Below are 16,233 nucleotides of genomic sequence, written 5' to 3'. Positions count from 1 at the left end.
GGGGGCTCGGACGGGGCGGTCTCACGACCAGCGGCCGGTGCGCCCCAGCAACAGCGCCGTCGCCGCCGTGCCGGCCGTCGAGGTGCGCAGGACGCTCGTTCCGAGCCGGCAGATCCGGGCGCCCGCCGCGGCGAAGGCCTCCAGTTCGTCCGGCGACACCCCGCCCTCGGGGCCGACGACCAGCATGATCTCGCCCTGGGTGGGGAGTTGGGTGGTGGCCAGCGGCTCGCTGTCGTACCCCCGCTCCTCGTGCAGGACGGCGGCGAAGTCCGCCGCGGCCAAGAGCGCGGCGACCTGTTTGGTCGTCAGCGCGTCCGCGACCTCGGGGAAGCGGACCCGGCGCGACTGCTTGCCCGCCTCTCGGGCGGTGTTGCGCCATTTCGCCAGGGACTTGAGGCCTCGGTCGCCCTTCCACTGCGTGATGCAGCGCGATGCCTGCCAGGGCACGATCGCGTCGACGCCGGTCTCCGTCATCGTCTCGACGGCGACCTCGCCGCGGTCGCCCTTGGGCAGGGCCTGGACGACGGTGATACGGGGTGTGGGCCGGGGCTCCTCGTGGACGGCCACCAGGTCGGCGACCACGAGCCGGTCCTTGCCCTCGGCGGCTCTGACGACGCCCTCCGTCCAACGGCCGTGGCCGTCCGTCAGCACGACGTCCTCACCCGCGCGCAGTCGCCTCACCGAGACGGCGTGGCGCCCCTCGGCTCCTTCCAGGACGATCTCGGGCCCGTCGGGAACCTTTTCGACGACGAAGACCGGTGCGGTCACTGCGTACTCCCTGTGCTCACTGCCGTCCGTGCGGCGTCCAGTTCTTCGGCGAGCAGGCCGACCAGCCGGCCGGCGGGCAGCTCGCGTGCCATCCGGTGCCCCTGCCCCGCCCACAGCGCCATGCCCTGGGCGTCCCCGGCCCTGGCCGCCGCCTGGCGCAGCCCGGCGGTCAGATAGTGGACCTGCGGGTAGGCGGCCGGGGCGTACGGGCCGTGCTCACGCACGAAGCGGTTGACCAGCCCCCGGGCCGGGCGGCCGGAGAACGCCCGGGTCAGGGCGGTCCGTACGAACAGCGGGTTGGTCAGTGCCTGCTTGTGCAGCAGATGCGCCCCGGACTCGGGGCAGACGAGGAAGGCCGTGCCGAGCTGCGCCGCCTCCGCGCCCGCGGCGAGCACCGCGGCGATCTGGGATCCGCGCATCAGCCCGCCCGTGGCGATGATCGGTACTTCTACCGTCTCGCGGACCTGGGCCACCAGGGAGAGCAGTCCTGTCCCGGTGCCGTCGGTCTGCGGATCGTCCCGGTGGGTGGACTGGTGGCCGCCCGCCTCCGTGCCCTGGACGCAGACCGCGTCGGCGCCCGCCCACTGCGCGACTTGGGCCTCCTCGGGCGTGGTGACCGTCACCACCGTGTACGTGCCGACTCCGGCGAACGCGTCGAGGGTGTCGCGGGTCGGGCAGCCGAAGGTGAACGAGACGGCCGGCACCGGGTCCTCCAGGAGGATGGCGAGTTTCGCCTCGTAGCCGTCGTCGCCGCCGCCGGAGTCCGGTTCGCCGAGCGGGGTCTCGTACCAGGCGGCCTCACCGGCGAGCTGGTGCCGGTACACCTCGACGGCGCTCGGGTCGGCGAGCCCCGGCTGCGGCATGAAGAGATTGACGCCGAAGGGCTGACCGGTCAGCCCGCGCAGCTGTTTGATCTCGTTGTACATGCCGTCCGCGGTCTTGTACCCGGCGGCGAGGAAACCCAGCCCGCCCGCCTCGGCGACGGCGGCGACAAGCTGGGGACAGGACGCGCCACCCGCCATCGGGGCCTGCACGATCGGATACCGGCAGAGATCGGTCAACACGGATGACATGACCGCATCGTGTCACGTCCCGCACGCCTCGGCGTGCGCGGCCTGCGGTCCATTTTGCCCTTAAACGCCGGACGGGCTCGGCGAGCGAGCCCGTCCGGCGTTCAGGAAGGGTGTGCGGAGACCGTCAGCGGCCGTTGAAGGCGTCCTTGAGCCGGGAGAAGAGCCCCTGCTGTCCGGGCTGGAACTGGCCGGTGGGCCGCTCCTCGCCGCGCAGCTTCGCCAGGTCCCGCAGCAGTCGCTCCTGCTCCGGGTCCAGCTTGGTCGGGGTCATCACCTCGACGTGCACGATCAGATCGCCGCGCCCGCCGCCCCGCAGATGCGTGATGCCGCGTCCGTGCAACGGGACGGACTGGCCGGACTGGGTGCCGGGCCTGATGTCGACCTCCTCCAGGCCGTCGAGCGTCTCCAGCGGCACCTTGGTGCCGAGCGCGCCCGCCGTCATGGGGATGGTGACCGTGCAGTGCAGATCGTCGCCGCGGCGCTGGAACACCGAGTGCGGCAGCTCGTGGATCTCCACGTACAGATCGCCGGCCGGGCCGCCGCCGGGGCCGACCTCGCCCTCGCCCGCGAGCTGGATGCGGGTGCCGTTGTCGACACCGGCGGGGATCTTCACGGTGAGCGTGCGCCGCGAGCGGATGCGGCCGTCTCCGGCGCACTCCGGGCAGGGGGTCGGCACGACCGTGCCGAAGCCCTGGCACTGCGGACAGGGCCGCGAGGTCATGACCTGGCCCAGGAAGGACCGGGTGACCTGGGAGACCTCACCGCGGCCGCGGCACATGTCACAGGTCTGGGCGGAGGTGCCGGGCGCGGCGCCCTCGCCGTTGCAGGTCGCGCAGACGACGGCCGTGTCGACCTGGATGTCCTTGGTGGTGCCGAACGCGGCCTCCGCGAGATCGATCTCCAGCCGGATCATCGCGTCCTGGCCGCGCCGGGTGCGCGAACGGGGTCCGCGCTGCGACGACGTACCGAAGAACGCGTCCATGATGTCGGAGAAGTTGCCGAAGCCGCCCTGTCCGAATCCGCCCGCGCCACCGCCGCCGGAGGCGGACAGCGGATCGCCGCCGAGGTCGTAGACCTGCTTCTTCTGCGGGTCCGACAGCACCTCGTAGGCGGCGTTGATCTCCTTGAACCGCTCCTGGGTCTTCGGATCGGGGTTCACATCCGGATGCAGCTCACGGGCGAGCCTCCGGAATGCCTTCTTGATCTCGTCCTGAGATGCGTCGCGGCGCACGCCGAGTACGGCGTAGTAGTCCGTGGCCACTTACGACTCCGCCAGGATCTGTCCGACGTAACGTGCCACTGCGCGTACCGCTCCCATCGTTCCGGGGTAGTCCATGCGGGTCGGTCCGACCACGCCGAGTTTGGCGACTGCCTCGTCGCCCGAACCGTAGCCGACCGCGACGACGGACGTGGAGTTGAGCCCCTCGTGGGCGTTCTCGTGCCCGATCCGTACGGTCATGCCCGAGTCCTTGGCCTCGCCGAGCAGCTTCAGCAGCACGACCTGCTCCTCCAATGCCTCCAGCACCGGCCGGATCATCACGGGGAAGTCGTGCCCGAACCGGGTGAGGTTGGAGGTGCCGCCGATCATCAGCCGCTCCTCCGTCTCCTCGACGAGGGTTTCGAGCAGGGTGGAGAGCACGGTGGACACGGTTCCCCGGTCCTCGCTCTCGAAGGATTCCGGCAGGTCCTGCACCAACTGCGGGACATCCGTGAAACGGCGTCCGACGACCCGGCTGTTGAGCCGGGCCCGCAGATCGGCGAGAGAGATCTCACCGAACGGAGCGGGGCAGTCGATCATGCGCTGTTCGACCCGGCCGGTGTCCGTGATCAGCACGAGCATCAGCCGGGCGGACGCCAGCGAGAGCAGTTCCACATGCCGCACCGTGGACCGGGTCAGCGAGGGGTACTGCACGATGGCGACCTGCCGGGTCAGCTGCGCGAGCAGCCGAACGGTGCGGCCCACGACGTCGTCGAGGTCGACCGCGCCGTCGAGGAAGTTGTGAATGGCGCGACGTTCCGGCGACGAGAGGGGCTTGACGCCCGCGAGCTTGTCGACGAAGAGCCGGTAGCCCTTGTCCGTCGGGATGCGTCCCGCGCTGGTGTGGGGCTGGGCGATGAAGCCCTCGTCCTCCAGCACGGCCATGTCGTTGCGGACGGTGGCCGGGGAGACCCCCAGCTTGTGCCGTTCGGTGAGCGCCTTGGAGCCGACGGGCTCCTCGGTGCCGACATAGTCCTGGACGATGGCGCGCAGCACTTCGAGTCTGCGTTCGCTGAGCATCGCGCACACCTCCAGCTGTCCTCGGTGGTTCTCGGGCCGTTCCTGTTTTTCTTTCCCGGGAATTCTCCTGGCACTCTGTCGACGTGAGTGCCAGCAATCCCCCGGCCAGTGTACGGCGGTCGAGTGGGGGCCTAGCAAGGGCGACCGGCCACGCTGCCGCGAGACCGTGCAGGTCTTTTGCGGATAGCGTCGCGGTATGAACGCCTCTTGGGAAGAGTTCGGCTGGGAGCGACTCGGTCACGGAGTGGGCCGACGGCGGCTTCCCGGGTGGGATGCGACGGTCGCACTGGTGGCCGGAACGGACGGCGCGCTGCTCTACGACACCGGATCGACGCTCCGCGAGGGGGCGGAAGTGCGGGCCCAGGCACAGGCCCTGCTCGGCCGGAGGGTGACGCATATCGCACTCAGCCACCCTCACTTCGACCACGTGCTGGGCACCGCGGCGTTCTCCGGCGCCCAGGTGTACGGAGCGGTCGGCATGGCCGGGCTGCTGAAGCGCGGGGCGGACGAGCTGTGCGCCGACGCGGTGCGCCACGGGGTGTCCGAGCGCGACGCCGTGGAGGCCACCGGTGTGCTGGTGGCTCCGCACCACGAGGTGTGCGGCGAGTGGACCCTCGATCTGGGTGGCGGCCGTCAGGTGCTGCTGGCGAATGTGGGCCCCGCCCACAGCGGCCACGATCTGGTGGCGCTCGTCCCCGGCGCCCCGACGGTGGTGCTCTGCGGCGACCTGGTCGAGGAATCCGGCGAACCGCAGGCGGGCCGGGACGCGGTGCCGTCCCGCTGGCCGGCCGCGCTGGACCGGCTGCTGGCGCTCGGCGGCGAGGACGCGGTGTACGTCCCGGGGCACGGGGCGGTGGTGGACGCGGTGTTCGTCAGGGCCCAGCGCGACCGGCTGGCCGCCCTCTTCGGCGTGTCGTGAGGTGGTGTCGTCCTATCGTCATCCGATGCGCAGCTACCAGCCGGACCTGACCCCGCCGTGGAAGAGGTCCGCCCCCGTTCTCGAGGTCCCCGCCGAGCCCGATCTGGTCGTCGAGGAGGTCTCCACCGGATTCTGCGGTGCGGTGATCCGCTGTGAGAAGACCGCCCAGGGGCCGACCGTGACCCTGGAGGACCGTTTCGGCAAGCACCGGGTGTTCCCGATGGAGCCGCGCGGCTTCCTGCTGGAGGGCCGGGTGGTCACGCTGGTACGGCCGTCGGCCGCCGGTCCCGTGCGCCCCACGCGTACGGCCTCGGGTTCGGTCGCGGTCCCCGGGGCGCGCGCCCGGGTGGCGCGGGCGGGCCGCATCTATGTGGAGGGCCGCCACGACGCGGAGCTGGTCGAGCGGGTCTGGGGTGACGACCTGCGGATCGAGGGCGTGGTCGTCGAGTATCTGGAGGGCATCGACGACCTCCCGGCGATCGTGCGGGAGTTCTCCCCCGGTCCGGACGCCAGGCTCGGCGTCCTGGTCGACCACCTGGTCCCCGGCTCCAAGGAGTCCCGGATCGCGGACCAGGTCTCGGACGCGAACGTGCTGGTGGTCGGCCATCCCTACATCGACGTGTGGGAGGCGGTGAAGCCGTCGTCCGTGGGCATTCCGGCCTGGCCGGTGGTGCCGCGCGGCCAGGACTGGAAGACGGGCGTGTGCCGCTCGCTGGGCTGGCCGGAGAACACGGGGGCGGCCTGGCAGCGGATCCTTTCCACGGTGCGCTCGTACCGGGACCTGGAGCCGGCGCTGCTGGGCTCGGTGGAGCATTTGATCGATTTCGTGACGGCGCGGCCCGAGTAGCTTCTCCGGGGTCCGGGGAGGGCTGGGAGCAGGGCCGGGCCCCGCCCCACGCCCGCCCCTCAGTCCACCAGGTCCCGCACCACCGCATCCGCCAGCAACCGCCCGCGCAAGGTCAGCACCGCCCGCCCCTCCCCGTACGGCCCGCGTTCCAGCAACCCGTCCTCCACCGCCCGCCCCGCCGCGGCCAGCCCCGCCGGTGCCAGCAGCGACAGCGGGCAGCCGTCCACGAGCCGCAGCTCCAGCAGGATCCGCTCGACCCGCCGGTCCTCCGCGGAGAGGATCTCGCGCCCGGCGCCGGGCGACCGTCCCTCGGCCAGAGCCTGCGCGTACGCCCCCGGATGCTTGACGTTCCACCAGCGCACCCCGCCGACGTGGCTGTGCGCCCCGGGACCGGCGCCCCACCAGTCGGCGCCGCGCCAGTACAGCTCGTTGTGCAGGCAGCGGCCCTCGGGCGTACGGGCCCAGTTCGACACCTCGTACCAGGAGAAGCCCGCCGCGGCCATCGCCTGGTCCGCGATCAGGTACCGGTCCGCGTGGGCGTCGTCATCGGTCATCGGGATCTCGCCGCGCCGGATCCGGCGGGCCAGCTGCGTACCCTCCTCGACGATCAGCGCGTACGCCGACACATGGTCCGGCCCCGCTCCGATCGCCGTCTCCAGCGAGGCCCGCCAGTCGTCGTCGGACTCCCCGGGCGTGCCGTAGATCAGGTCGAGGTTGATGTGCTCGAAGCCCGCCTCCCGCGCCTCGGCGACGCACGCCTCGGGCCGCCCCGGCGTGTGCGTACGGTCCAGGATCTTCAGCACATGCTGCCGCGCGCTCTGCATCCCGAAGGAGATCCGGTTGAAGCCGCCCTCCCGCAGCTCGGCCAGATACGCCGGACCGACAGACTCCGGATTGGCCTCGGTGGTGATCTCGGCGTCGTCCGCCAGCCCGAACTCCTCGCGGATCGCCCCCAGCATCCGCACCAGGTCCGCGGCAGCCAGCAGGGTCGGCGTACCGCCGCCGACGAAGACCGTACGGACCGGACGCGGATCGTCGCCCAGGACCTTGCGGGCCTGGCGGACCTCGCCGATCAGATGGGCCGCGTAGTTGTCCCGGGAGGCCAGGGCGCCGCCGGAGCCGCGGAGCTCGGTGGCGGTGTAGGTGTTGAAGTCGCAGTAACCGCAGCGGGTCGCGCAGTAGGGCACGTGCAGGTAGAAGCCGAGCGGCCGGTCGGCGGCGCCTTCCAGGGCATGGCGGGGCAGCGCCCCGTCGTCGGGTACGGGTTCACCATCGGGCAGTACGGAAGGCATACCGCCCATTGTCGCTCGCCGCCCGGAATCCCCGAGCCACTCCCGTGATCACGGAACGACGGCGCCCACGGACCGCACGGCTCCCTCAGCGACCGCACCGTCCCGTCCCGCTCACTTCTCGCCCCTCTCGCCCCCTGTCTTCCCCTGGTCCTCCCCCTCGTCCCCTCGTTCTCGTCCTCACCCCGCCTGGAGCACCAGCAGTGCCAGATCGTCATCGGGCGGCCGCTCGGCGAATTCGTGCACGGCCCGCTTGATCCGGTCCGCGATCCCGTCCGCCGACAGCCCGGCACAGTCGGCGAGCGCAAGGGCCAGACCGTCCCCGTCGTCGAACATCAGCGGGCCGGAGCGCCGCTCCGTCACACCGTCCGTGACGCACAGCAGGCTGTCGCCGGGCGCCAGCTCGAAGCTCTGGCTCTCGTACGCGACGTCGTCGAAGATCCCGAGCAGCATCTGCGGCTCGGCGGCCGGGCGCACCTCGCCGTCGGGACGCAGCAGCAACGGCAGCGGGTGGCCCGCGCTGGCAAGGGTGCAGCGCACGCCGCCGTCGGGCAGCGGCACGAGTTCCCCGTACAGCAGGGAGAGAAATCGGGACTGCCCGGTGTCCGCCGTCTGCTGGCCGCCCGCCGCGGCCACCATCAGCGCGGCCGCCTCGGCGGCCTCCATCGCATCGTCGAGGAGCAGCCGGTTGAGCCGGTCGAGCACCTCACCGACACCGAACCCCTCACGGGCCAGCAGCCGGAGCCAGGGGCGGGCGAGGCCGGTGACGACGGCGGCTTCCGGGCCGCTGCCCTGGACGTCGCCGAGGACGAAGCACCAGCGGTCGCCGGGGCACGGGAAGATGTCGTAGAAGTCGCCGCCGACGACTCCGTCGTCGCTGGGTTCGTAGACCAGGGAGCTGGTGACGCCCGGTATGTCGGCGACCTTGCCGGGCAGCAGCGCGCGTTGCAGGATGCGGCTGATGGTGGCCTGTCGGGTGTAGGCGCGGGCGGCGCCGACGGCGAGGCCGACGCGGCGTACGAAGTCCTCTATCAGGGCGGTCACTTCGTCGGGGACGCGTGCCAGCCCCTCCCGGCCCAGGAGCACGGCGCCGAGTGTCCGGCCACCCGATGTGATCCGGTAGGCGAGGGCGGACCCGGCACGTCCCTCGGGCTCCCCGCCGTCCTCCTCGCCGCCGGGCCAGGGCATGGAGACGGGTCCGGTGCCCACCCGTTCGGGCAGCCGGATCGGGTCCTGTTCCAGCGCCGTACGCAGCGGCCCGGTCTCGGCCTCGTCCCGGTGCCAGACACTGGCGAGCCGGGGGACGGCCGCGGGACCGCCGTTCTCGGGCTCCAGCCAGACCGCGCACCAGTCGGCGAGTCTGGGCACGAGTAACTGCCCGGCCAGCGCCGCCACGATGTCCTCGTCGAGCTGGCCGGCGAGCAGGTCCGAGGCCTCGGCCAGGAACGACAGCGCGCCGCGGCCGGCCCAGTCCGCGTTGTCGCGCAGGGCCCGCCGGGCGGTGGGGGCGAGCAGTTCGGCGGCCCGCAGCCCCTGCTGGAAGCCCGGGTCGGTGGACGATTCGGGGAACGGGTTCCAGTCGTCGACGGGCAGGCGCGCCCAGACGGTCTTGAGGCCGGTGCGGTAGGTGATGCCCCAGCGCTCGGCGAGGGTGCCGACGAGCTGGAGCCCGCGGCCGTACTCGGCGGGCCCGTCAAAGAAGGTGAGGGCCCCGTCCTGCGTCACCTCCGTCGTGCCGCCGTCGTCCTCCTTGCGTTCGCTGCGCACCGCGCGGGCCGGGTGGTGGTCGGAGACCTCCAGCACCAGGGCCGCCGCCTCGTCCTCGGTGGTCTCCTCCAGCCGGCAGAGCAGCTCGACGTTGGTCCCGGCGTGCACGACCGCGTTGGTGACGAGTTCGCTGACGACGACCTCCGCGTCATCGGCCAGGCGCTCGCTGAAGCCCACGGCCGCCGGCAGTCCGAGCCCGGTCCACTCGGTGAGAGCGGCCCGCACGAAGCGGCGGCCGGCGGAGGGTGCGAGGAGGTTTCCGGGCAGGGACGTACGGGCGACCGGACGTGCGTCCGCATGGTCGGCGGTGGTACCGGGACGCTGAACTATGTCCCGCTGCAAGGGAATGGGCCCCACGGTGCGGCTCCTGACCTGTTCTCGCTCTGTCTGTTCTCGTTCAGTCTGTTCTCGCTGGGCGCCGCTGACGACACCGACAGAGTGACAGATGGACCATGCCCATAAGCGACGAGTTGCCGAAGTGAGCAGAGAAAGTGAGCGAAGAGGAACCGAGGCAGCCGCACCGGGCGACCGGTCCGCGAGGACCCGTACTGGGGCCGCTCGTCCGGATCAGGCCGGGGCACGCGAGCCCGGCCTGATCCAGACGAAAGACCCTAAGCCTCGCGGGCCCTCACGTACATGTCGTCGATGAGATCCTTGTACTCACGCTCCACGACCGGCCGCTTCAGCTTCAGACTGGGCGTCAGTTCGCCGTGCTCGATGTCGAGATCGCGCGGCAGCAGCCGGAACTTCTTGATGGTCTGCCAGCGCTGCAGCCCCTCGTTGAGCCGCTTCACGTAGCCCTCGATCAGCTCGACGACCTGTGCGGAGGCCACCACCTCGGCGTACGGCTTCCCGCCCAGGCCGTTCTCGGCGGCCCAGCCGAGGATGGTCGGCTCGTCGAGCGCGATCAGGGCGGTGCAGAAGTTGCGGTCCGCGCCGTGCACCAGGATGTTGGAGACGAACGGGCAGACCGCCTTGAACTGCCCCTCGACCTCCGCCGGGGCGATGTACTTGCCGCCGGACGTCTTGATCAGGTCCTTCTTGCGGTCGGTGATCCGGAGATAGCCGTCCGCGGACAGCTCTCCGATGTCGCCGGTGTGGAACCAGCCGTCCGCCTCCAGCACCTCGGCGGTCTTCTCCGGCAGCCCCTGGTAGCCCTCCATCAGGCCGGGGCCGCGCAGCAGGATCTCGCCGTCGTGGGCGATGCGCACCTCGGTGCCGGGGAGGGGCTTGCCGACGGTGCCGGTGCGGTAGGCCTCGCCCGGGTTGACGAAGGAGGCGGCGCTGGTCTCGGTGAGGCCGTAACCCTCCAGGATGTGGATCCCGGCGCCCGCGAAGAAGTAGCCGATGTCGGGAGCGAGCGCCGCGGAGCCGGAGACACAGGCACGCAGCCGGCCGCCGAAGGCCTCACGGATCTTGGCGAAGACGAGGGTGTCGGCGACCTTGTGCTTGGCACCGAGTGCGAACGGGACGGAGGCCGTGCCGGTGCGCCGGAAGTTGTCCTGCGAGACCATCGCATACTCGCGGGCGACCCCGGCCGCCCACTGGAAGATCTTGTACTTGGCCGCGCCACCGGCCCGCGCCTTGGCGGCGACACCGTTGTAGACCTTTTCGAAGATGCGGGGGACGGCGGCCATGTACGTCGGCTGGACCACCGGCAGATTCTCGATGATCTTGTCGACCCGGCCGTCGACGGCGGTGACGTGACCGACCTCGATCTGGCCGGAGGTGAGGACCTTGCCGAAGACGTGCGCGAGCGGCAGCCAGAGGTACTGGACGTCCTCCTTGGTGATCAGTCCGGTCGCCACGGTGGCCTTGGCCATGTACGACCAGTTGTCGTGCGGCAGGCGCACGCCCTTGGGACGGCCGGTGGTGCCCGAGGTGTAGATCAGCGTGGCGAGCTGGTCGGCCGTGATGGCGGCGACCCGCTCCTTGACCGCGTCGGGGTGCTTCGCCAAGTGCTCGGCGCCGCGCGCCTCCAGATCGGCGAGGGTCAGGACCCAGCCCTCCGGGTCGCCCTCGGCGGGTCCGGCGCCCTCGGGGTCGATGACGACGACATGGGCGAGGTTCGGCAGCTCGGCGCGCCGCTCACGGGCCTTGGCCAGCTGGCCGGCGTTCTCGGCGATCAGCACCCGGCTCTCGGAGTCGGAGAGGATGAACGCCGACTCCTCGGCGTTGGTCGACGGGTAGATCGTGGTGGTGGCGGCGCCCGCGCACATCACACCGAGGTCGACGAGGATCCATTCCACCCGCGTACCCGCGGCGAGCGCGACGCGCTCCTCCGGCCGCACGCCCAGACCGATCAGCCCGGCCGCGACGGCGTACACCCGCTCGGCGGCCTGCCCCCAGCTCAGCGACTTCCACTCGTCGGGCCCCTCGCCGGTGGCCGCGGGGACGGGGTAGCGATAGGCCTCCTCGTCCGGGGTGGCCGCCACGCGGTCGACGAAGAGGTTCGCCACGGAGGGCGGTCGGTTCTCGATCAAGGTCTGTGTGTCGCTCACGACATCCTCCGGGCCTGCGGCAGTGCTTCACGACCGGCTGCTGGTTGCTGCTTGTTCCTACGAGTGTTCCTGCGCGTGTTCCTGTGTACGTCCGTGTATTCGGCGGTACGCCTGTGTTCGGTCCTGCGGTGCTCGATCCCGCTTGTTTAACTGGCGAGTAACTACGAGGCCGTGATCAGGGTAGAGCGCCCGCGTCCGGCGCGTAAGGGGCAATGGGCCGCCGCTTCATAACGAACGGGCCCCTGTGTCGCGGCGCGTTGCGACACAGGGGCCCGTTGGGCTACCACCGGGTAGGGCGGGGGACGGAGCCGGGGCGGGACTCCTCGACCCCGCCGCGGGCGCTACTTCTTGCCCTTGCCGTCCCCCCCCGACTCGTCCGTCGACAGCACGGCGATGAAGGCCTCCTGAGGCACCTCCACATTGCCGACCATCTTCATCCGCTTCTTGCCTTCCTTCTGCTTCTCCAGCAGCTTCCGCTTACGGGAGATGTCACCGCCGTAGCACTTGGCGAGGACGTCCTTGCGGATGGCGCGGACCGTCTCACGAGCGATGACCCGGGAGCCGATGGCGGCCTGGATCGGCACCTCGAAGTTCTGCCGCGGGATCAGCTCGCGCAGCTTGGCGACGAGCCGCACACCGTACGCGTACGCCTTGTCCTTGTGCGTGACCGCGGAGAACGCGTCGACCTTGTCGCCGTGCAGCAGGATGTCGACCTTGACGAGCTGGGCGGACTGCTCGCCGGTGGGCTCGTAGTCGAGGGAGGCGTAACCCCGCGTCTTGGACTTCAGCTGGTCGAAGAAGTCGAAGACGATCTCGGCGAGCGGCAGGGTGTAGCGGATCTCGACCCGGTCCTCGGAGAGGTAGTCCATGCCGAGCAGGGTGCCGCGCCGGTTCTGGCAGAGCTCCATGATCGCGCCGATGAACTCGCTGGGGGCCAGGACCGTGGCGCGCACGACGGGCTCATGCACCTTGTCGATCTTGCCTTCGGGGAATTCGCTCGGGTTGGTGACGGTGTGCTCGGTGCCGTCCTCCATCTCGACGCGGTAGACCACGTTGGGGGCGGTGGCGATGAGTTCGAGACCGAACTCGCGCTCCAGCCGCTCGCGGATCACGTCGAGGTGGAGCAGGCCGAGGAAGCCGACGCGGAAGCCGAAGCCGAGCGCGGCGGAGGTCTCCGGCTCGTACACCAGGGCGGCGTCGTTGAGCTGGAGCTTGTCGAGCGCCTCGCGCAGGTCCGGGTAGTCCGAGCCGTCCAGCGGGTACAGGCCCGAGAACACCATCGGCTTGGGGTCCTTGTAACCACCCAGCGCCTCGGTCGCGCCCTTGCTCAGGGAGGTGATGGTGTCACCGACCTTGGACTGCCGGACGTCCTTCACCCCGGTGATGATGTAGCCCACCTCGCCCACGCCGAGGCCGTCGGCCGGGGTCATCTCCGGGGAGGAGACTCCGATCTCCAGCAGTTCGTGGGTGGCGCCGGTCGACATCATCCTGATGCGCTCGCGCTTGTTGAGCTGGCCGTCGACGACACGGACGTACGTGACGACGCCGCGGTACGAGTCGTAGACCGAGTCGAAGATCATCGCGCGGGCGGGGGCGTCGGCCTTGCCGATCGGGGCCGGGACGTCCTTGACCACGCGGTCGAGCAGCGCTTCCACACCGAGGCCGGTCTTCGCCGAGACCTTGAGCACGTCCTCCGGCCGGCAGCCGATGAGGTTGGCCAGTTCCTCGGAGAACTTCTCCGGCTGCGCGGCCGGCAGGTCGATCTTGTTGAGCACCGGGACGATGGTGAGGTCGTTCTCCATCGCCAGGTAGAGGTTGGCCAGCGTCTGGGCCTCGATGCCCTGCGCGGCGTCGACCAGCAGGACCGTGCCCTCGCACGCGGCGAGCGAACGGGAGACCTCGTAGGTGAAGTCCACGTGGCCCGGGGTGTCGATCATGTTGAGGACATGGGTGCGACCCTGGTCCTCACCCGTTTCGGGCGCCCAGGGCAGACGCACCGCCTGGGACTTGATGGTGATGCCGCGCTCGCGCTCGATGTCCATCCGGTCGAGGTACTGGGCGCGCATCTGCCGCTGGTCGACCACGCCCGTCAGCTGAAGCATCCGGTCGGCAAGGGTCGACTTGCCGTGGTCGATGTGCGCGATGATGCAGAAGTTGCGGATCAGCGCCGGGTCGGTACGGCTCGGCTCGGGCACGTTGGTAGGAGTCGCGGGCACGCAGGGTCCTGATTCTTGAGACGCCGAACGCCGTGTCTCGGGTCGATGTCGGTTCGGTCGGATCGATACGTAGCCTCCATCGTCCCATGGTTGCGGGGCGAAGACCGGTTTGGGCCGGTCGGAGCGGTGCTGGTACCGTTGACAGCTGTGCCTCGCGACCCTCACGGGCCGTGGGGCGCACATCGAAGATCCAACGAACCTGAAAAGGCTCTTTCGTGGCGAACATCAAGTCCCAGATCAAGCGGAACAAGACGAACGAGAAGGCGCGCCTGCGCAACAAGGCCGTCAAGTCCTCGCTCAAGACCGCTATCCGCAAGGCCCGTGAGGCTGCCGCCGCCGGTGACGTCGAGAAGGCCACCACGGCCGCTCGCGACGCCTCCCGCGCGCTCGACAAGGCCGTCTCGAAGGGTGTCATCCACAAGAACGCCGCCGCCAACAAGAAGTCGGCGCTGGCCTCCAAGGTTGCCTCCCTCCAGGGCTGAGCTTTCTGATGTAACCGCCGGAACGGACCAGCGGGCCCTCTCTCCCGCCCCTGCCCGGCCCCCGCGCCGCACACCGAACCTGCGTTCGCCACGCGGGTGCGGCGCAGCAAAGCGTGAACCGAAGGCCCCGATCTCCGCTCTCCCCCAGAGCGAGGCCGGGGCCTTCGGCGTGCGGGGTTCCTGTCCGACCCGCCCACCACGGATCAGTGGGCGGAGGGAATCACCGAGTCCGTCCGTACGGCACCGAGCGGCGGGCAGCCTGCACCGGTCGGCGCGGACGACCCCATCATCCGGTCCGCCCCTGACCAACGGGGACGACCCCATCAGCCCGTCCGCCCCAGGACGGTCCTCCGCCTCGCGACCGCACGCGCCGGACACCGCACGGCCCGGCCTCCGGCCGGACGACGGCGGTTCGACGACCCGACCTACCGCCCCGACCGAGCCGCCCGCGCCACGGCGACCACGGCCTTCTCCAACGCGTACTCGGGATCATCGCCGCCCCCCTTGACGCCCGCGTCCGCGTCCGCGACCGCCCGTAGCGCCACTGCCACACCGTCCGGCGTCCAGCCGCGCATCTGCTGGCGCACCCGGTCGATCTTCCACGGAGGCATGCCCAGCTCACGCGCGAGGTCCGCGGGCCGTCCCCCGCGCGCCGACGACAGCTTGCCGATCGCGCGTACGCCCTGCGCCAGCGCACTGGTGATCAGCACGGGCGCCACCCCGGTCGACAGCGACCAACGCAAGGCCTCCAGCGCCTCCGCTGCCCGCCCCTCCACCGCGCGGTCGGCGACCGTGAAGCTCGAAGCCTCCGCGCGGCCCGTGTAGTAACGAGCCACGACCGCCTCGTCGATCGTGCCCTCGACATCCGCGACGAGCTGCGAGGCAGCGCTCGCCAGCTCCCGCAGATCGCTACCGATGGAGTCGACCAGCGCCTGGCACGCCTCGGGGGTCGCCGAGCGCCCCAGTGCCCGGAACTCCGACCGTACGAACGACAGCCGCTCGGCCGGCTTCGTCGTCTTCGGACACGCGACCTCCCGTGCCCCGGCCTTGCGCGCCGCGTCCAGCAGCCCCTTGCCCTTGGCGCCGCCGGCGTGCAGCAGAACGAGGGTGATCTCCTCGACCGGATCGCCCAGGTACGCCTTGACGTCCTTGACCGTGTCGGCGGAGAGATCCTGCGCGTTGCGCACGATCACCACTTTGCGCTCGGCGAAGAGCGACGGGCTCGTCAGCTCGGCGAGGGTGCCGGGCTGGAGCTGGTCGGAGGTGAGGTCGCGGACGTCCGTGTCGGGATCGGAGGCACGGGCCGCCGCCACCACCTGTTGCACGGCACGGTCGAGGAGCAGGTCCTCCTGTCCCACGGCGAGCGTGAGGGGGGCGAGCGGGTCGTCGGTGGAATTCCTTCTGGTGGCCATCGCCGTCCAGCATCCCATGGGCCGCTGACAGCCACCGGGCTCCCTTACCCGACCCGTTTCGCTCGGCCGCCGCCTTCCGCGTGCGCCTGGGGACTTCGGGCTCTCGGAGGCCGGTCCGCGCACCATCCGGCGGGCTCACGACGTCTGTCGCGTCGCAGTTCTGCAGACGGAATACTCCCTCTGGGAACGCCATCTGGAACAGGAGATTCTTCCGCTGATCCGGGACCTGGGAATCGGCCTTGTCCCCTATTCACCGCTGGGCCGTGGCTTCCTGACCGGCACGGCGGTCCGCGCGGAAGAATATCCGGAAAGCGACTACCGCAGACACGATCCGCGGTTCCAGGGCGACAACTTCAGGATCAATTCCGCGGCTGCCGACGTGGTCCGGGAAGTCGCCCGTGGGCGCGATGCGACTGCGGCGCAGGTATCGCTCGCCTGGCTGCTGCACAAGGGAGACGACATCACGCCCGTCCCCGGCACGAAGCGCAGGACGACGCTGGAGGAGAACCTCACCGCCACGGAACTCGCGCTGGACCCGGACGAGCTGCGACGTCTGGACACCGCACTGCCGCCTTCGGCGGTCGCTGGCACCCGGTACCCCGAGAGCGTCATGCACATGAACGGCCGTTAGGCGCCCGGCGCCACCCTCCCGGCGAGGCCGTGCCGAGCGGACCGCACGAT

Annotated in this window: 12 protein-coding genes and 1 pseudogene; 4 read left to right on the top strand and 9 right to left on the bottom strand. The window is 70.8% G+C overall.

Going from position 1 to position 16,233, the window contains the following annotated elements; all coding sequences use genetic code 11:
- Positions 1 to 21 precede the first annotated feature (21 nt).
- From ABZ826_RS01140 to hrcA, 4 genes are all read right to left on the bottom strand, one after another.
- On the bottom strand, positions 22 to 768 hold the full coding sequence (locus ABZ826_RS01140; RefSeq protein ID WP_361440261.1) for a 16S rRNA (uracil(1498)-N(3))-methyltransferase: 747 nt from the start codon (positions 766 to 768) through the stop codon (positions 22 to 24).
- Positions 765 to 1,841: a nitronate monooxygenase gene (locus tag ABZ826_RS01135; protein ID WP_361440258.1), complete on the bottom strand. Its 1,077-nt coding sequence runs from the start codon at positions 1,839 to 1,841 to the stop codon at positions 765 to 767. The genes ABZ826_RS01140 and ABZ826_RS01135 overlap by 4 nt, the downstream gene beginning before the upstream one ends.
- Before the next feature lie 124 nt (positions 1,842 to 1,965).
- Positions 1,966 to 3,102 carry a molecular chaperone DnaJ gene (gene dnaJ, locus ABZ826_RS01130; protein WP_361440255.1) on the bottom strand — a complete coding sequence of 379 codons (1,137 nt, stop codon included), beginning with the start codon at positions 3,100 to 3,102 and terminating at the stop codon, positions 1,966 to 1,968.
- Positions 3,103 to 4,119: a heat-inducible transcriptional repressor HrcA gene (gene hrcA / locus ABZ826_RS01125; RefSeq protein WP_361440252.1), complete on the bottom strand. Its 1,017-nt coding sequence runs from the start codon at positions 4,117 to 4,119 to the stop codon at positions 3,103 to 3,105.
- A 196-nt stretch (positions 4,120 to 4,315) separates the two neighbouring features.
- Between hrcA and ABZ826_RS01120 the strand changes: the two genes are divergently transcribed.
- Both ABZ826_RS01120 and ABZ826_RS01115 read left to right on the top strand, forming a co-directional pair.
- Positions 4,316 to 5,038, top strand: a complete 723-nt coding sequence (locus tag ABZ826_RS01120; RefSeq protein ID WP_361440249.1) for an MBL fold metallo-hydrolase — start codon at positions 4,316 to 4,318, stop codon at positions 5,036 to 5,038.
- 25 nt (positions 5,039 to 5,063) lie between these two features.
- Positions 5,064 to 5,885: a DUF3097 domain-containing protein gene (locus ABZ826_RS01115; RefSeq protein ID WP_361440246.1), complete on the top strand. Its 822-nt coding sequence runs from the start codon at positions 5,064 to 5,066 to the stop codon at positions 5,883 to 5,885.
- A 59-nt stretch (positions 5,886 to 5,944) separates the two neighbouring features.
- Here the strand turns inward: ABZ826_RS01115 and hemW are convergent, their stop codons facing one another.
- From hemW to lepA, 4 genes are all read right to left on the bottom strand, one after another.
- Positions 5,945 to 7,186, bottom strand: coding sequence for a radical SAM family heme chaperone HemW (gene hemW / locus ABZ826_RS01110; protein ID WP_361440243.1), 1,242 nt, complete (start codon positions 7,184 to 7,186; stop codon positions 5,945 to 5,947).
- A gap of 168 nt (positions 7,187 to 7,354) precedes the next feature.
- Positions 7,355 to 9,283 carry an ATP-binding SpoIIE family protein phosphatase gene (locus ABZ826_RS01105; protein WP_361440431.1) on the bottom strand — a complete coding sequence of 643 codons (1,929 nt, stop codon included), beginning with the start codon at positions 9,281 to 9,283 and terminating at the stop codon, positions 7,355 to 7,357.
- Between the two features lie 269 nt (positions 9,284 to 9,552).
- Positions 9,553 to 11,442: an AMP-binding protein gene (locus ABZ826_RS01100; RefSeq protein WP_361440240.1), complete on the bottom strand. Its 1,890-nt coding sequence runs from the start codon at positions 11,440 to 11,442 to the stop codon at positions 9,553 to 9,555.
- A 341-nt stretch (positions 11,443 to 11,783) separates the two neighbouring features.
- A complete protein-coding gene (lepA, locus tag ABZ826_RS01095; RefSeq protein WP_361440237.1) occupies positions 11,784 to 13,658 on the bottom strand; it encodes a translation elongation factor 4 in 1,875 nt (624 codons plus the stop codon).
- Positions 13,659 to 13,873: 215 nt separating this feature from the next.
- Between lepA and rpsT the strand changes: the two genes are divergently transcribed.
- On the top strand, positions 13,874 to 14,140 hold the full coding sequence (gene rpsT / locus ABZ826_RS01090) for a 30S ribosomal protein S20 (RefSeq protein ID WP_124717766.1): 267 nt from the start codon (positions 13,874 to 13,876) through the stop codon (positions 14,138 to 14,140).
- Between the two features lie 425 nt (positions 14,141 to 14,565).
- Here the strand turns inward: rpsT and holA are convergent, their stop codons facing one another.
- A complete protein-coding gene (gene holA / locus ABZ826_RS01085) occupies positions 14,566 to 15,552 on the bottom strand; it encodes a DNA polymerase III subunit delta (protein ID WP_361440232.1) in 987 nt (328 codons plus the stop codon).
- Positions 15,553 to 15,658: 106 nt separating this feature from the next.
- Here holA and ABZ826_RS01080 point away from each other — a divergent pair.
- Positions 15,659 to 16,183: pseudogene (locus tag ABZ826_RS01080) on the top strand (aldo/keto reductase); the annotation flags it as partial.
- Positions 16,184 to 16,233 lie beyond the last annotated feature (50 nt).

Source organism: Streptomyces sp. NPDC047515 (assembly GCF_040643055.1).
In the GTDB taxonomy this organism is placed as follows: domain Bacteria; phylum Actinomycetota; class Actinomycetes; order Streptomycetales; family Streptomycetaceae; genus Streptomyces.
The sequence above is the reverse complement of the archived record's forward strand: the minus strand, read 5'-3'. Positions and strand labels throughout refer to the sequence as shown.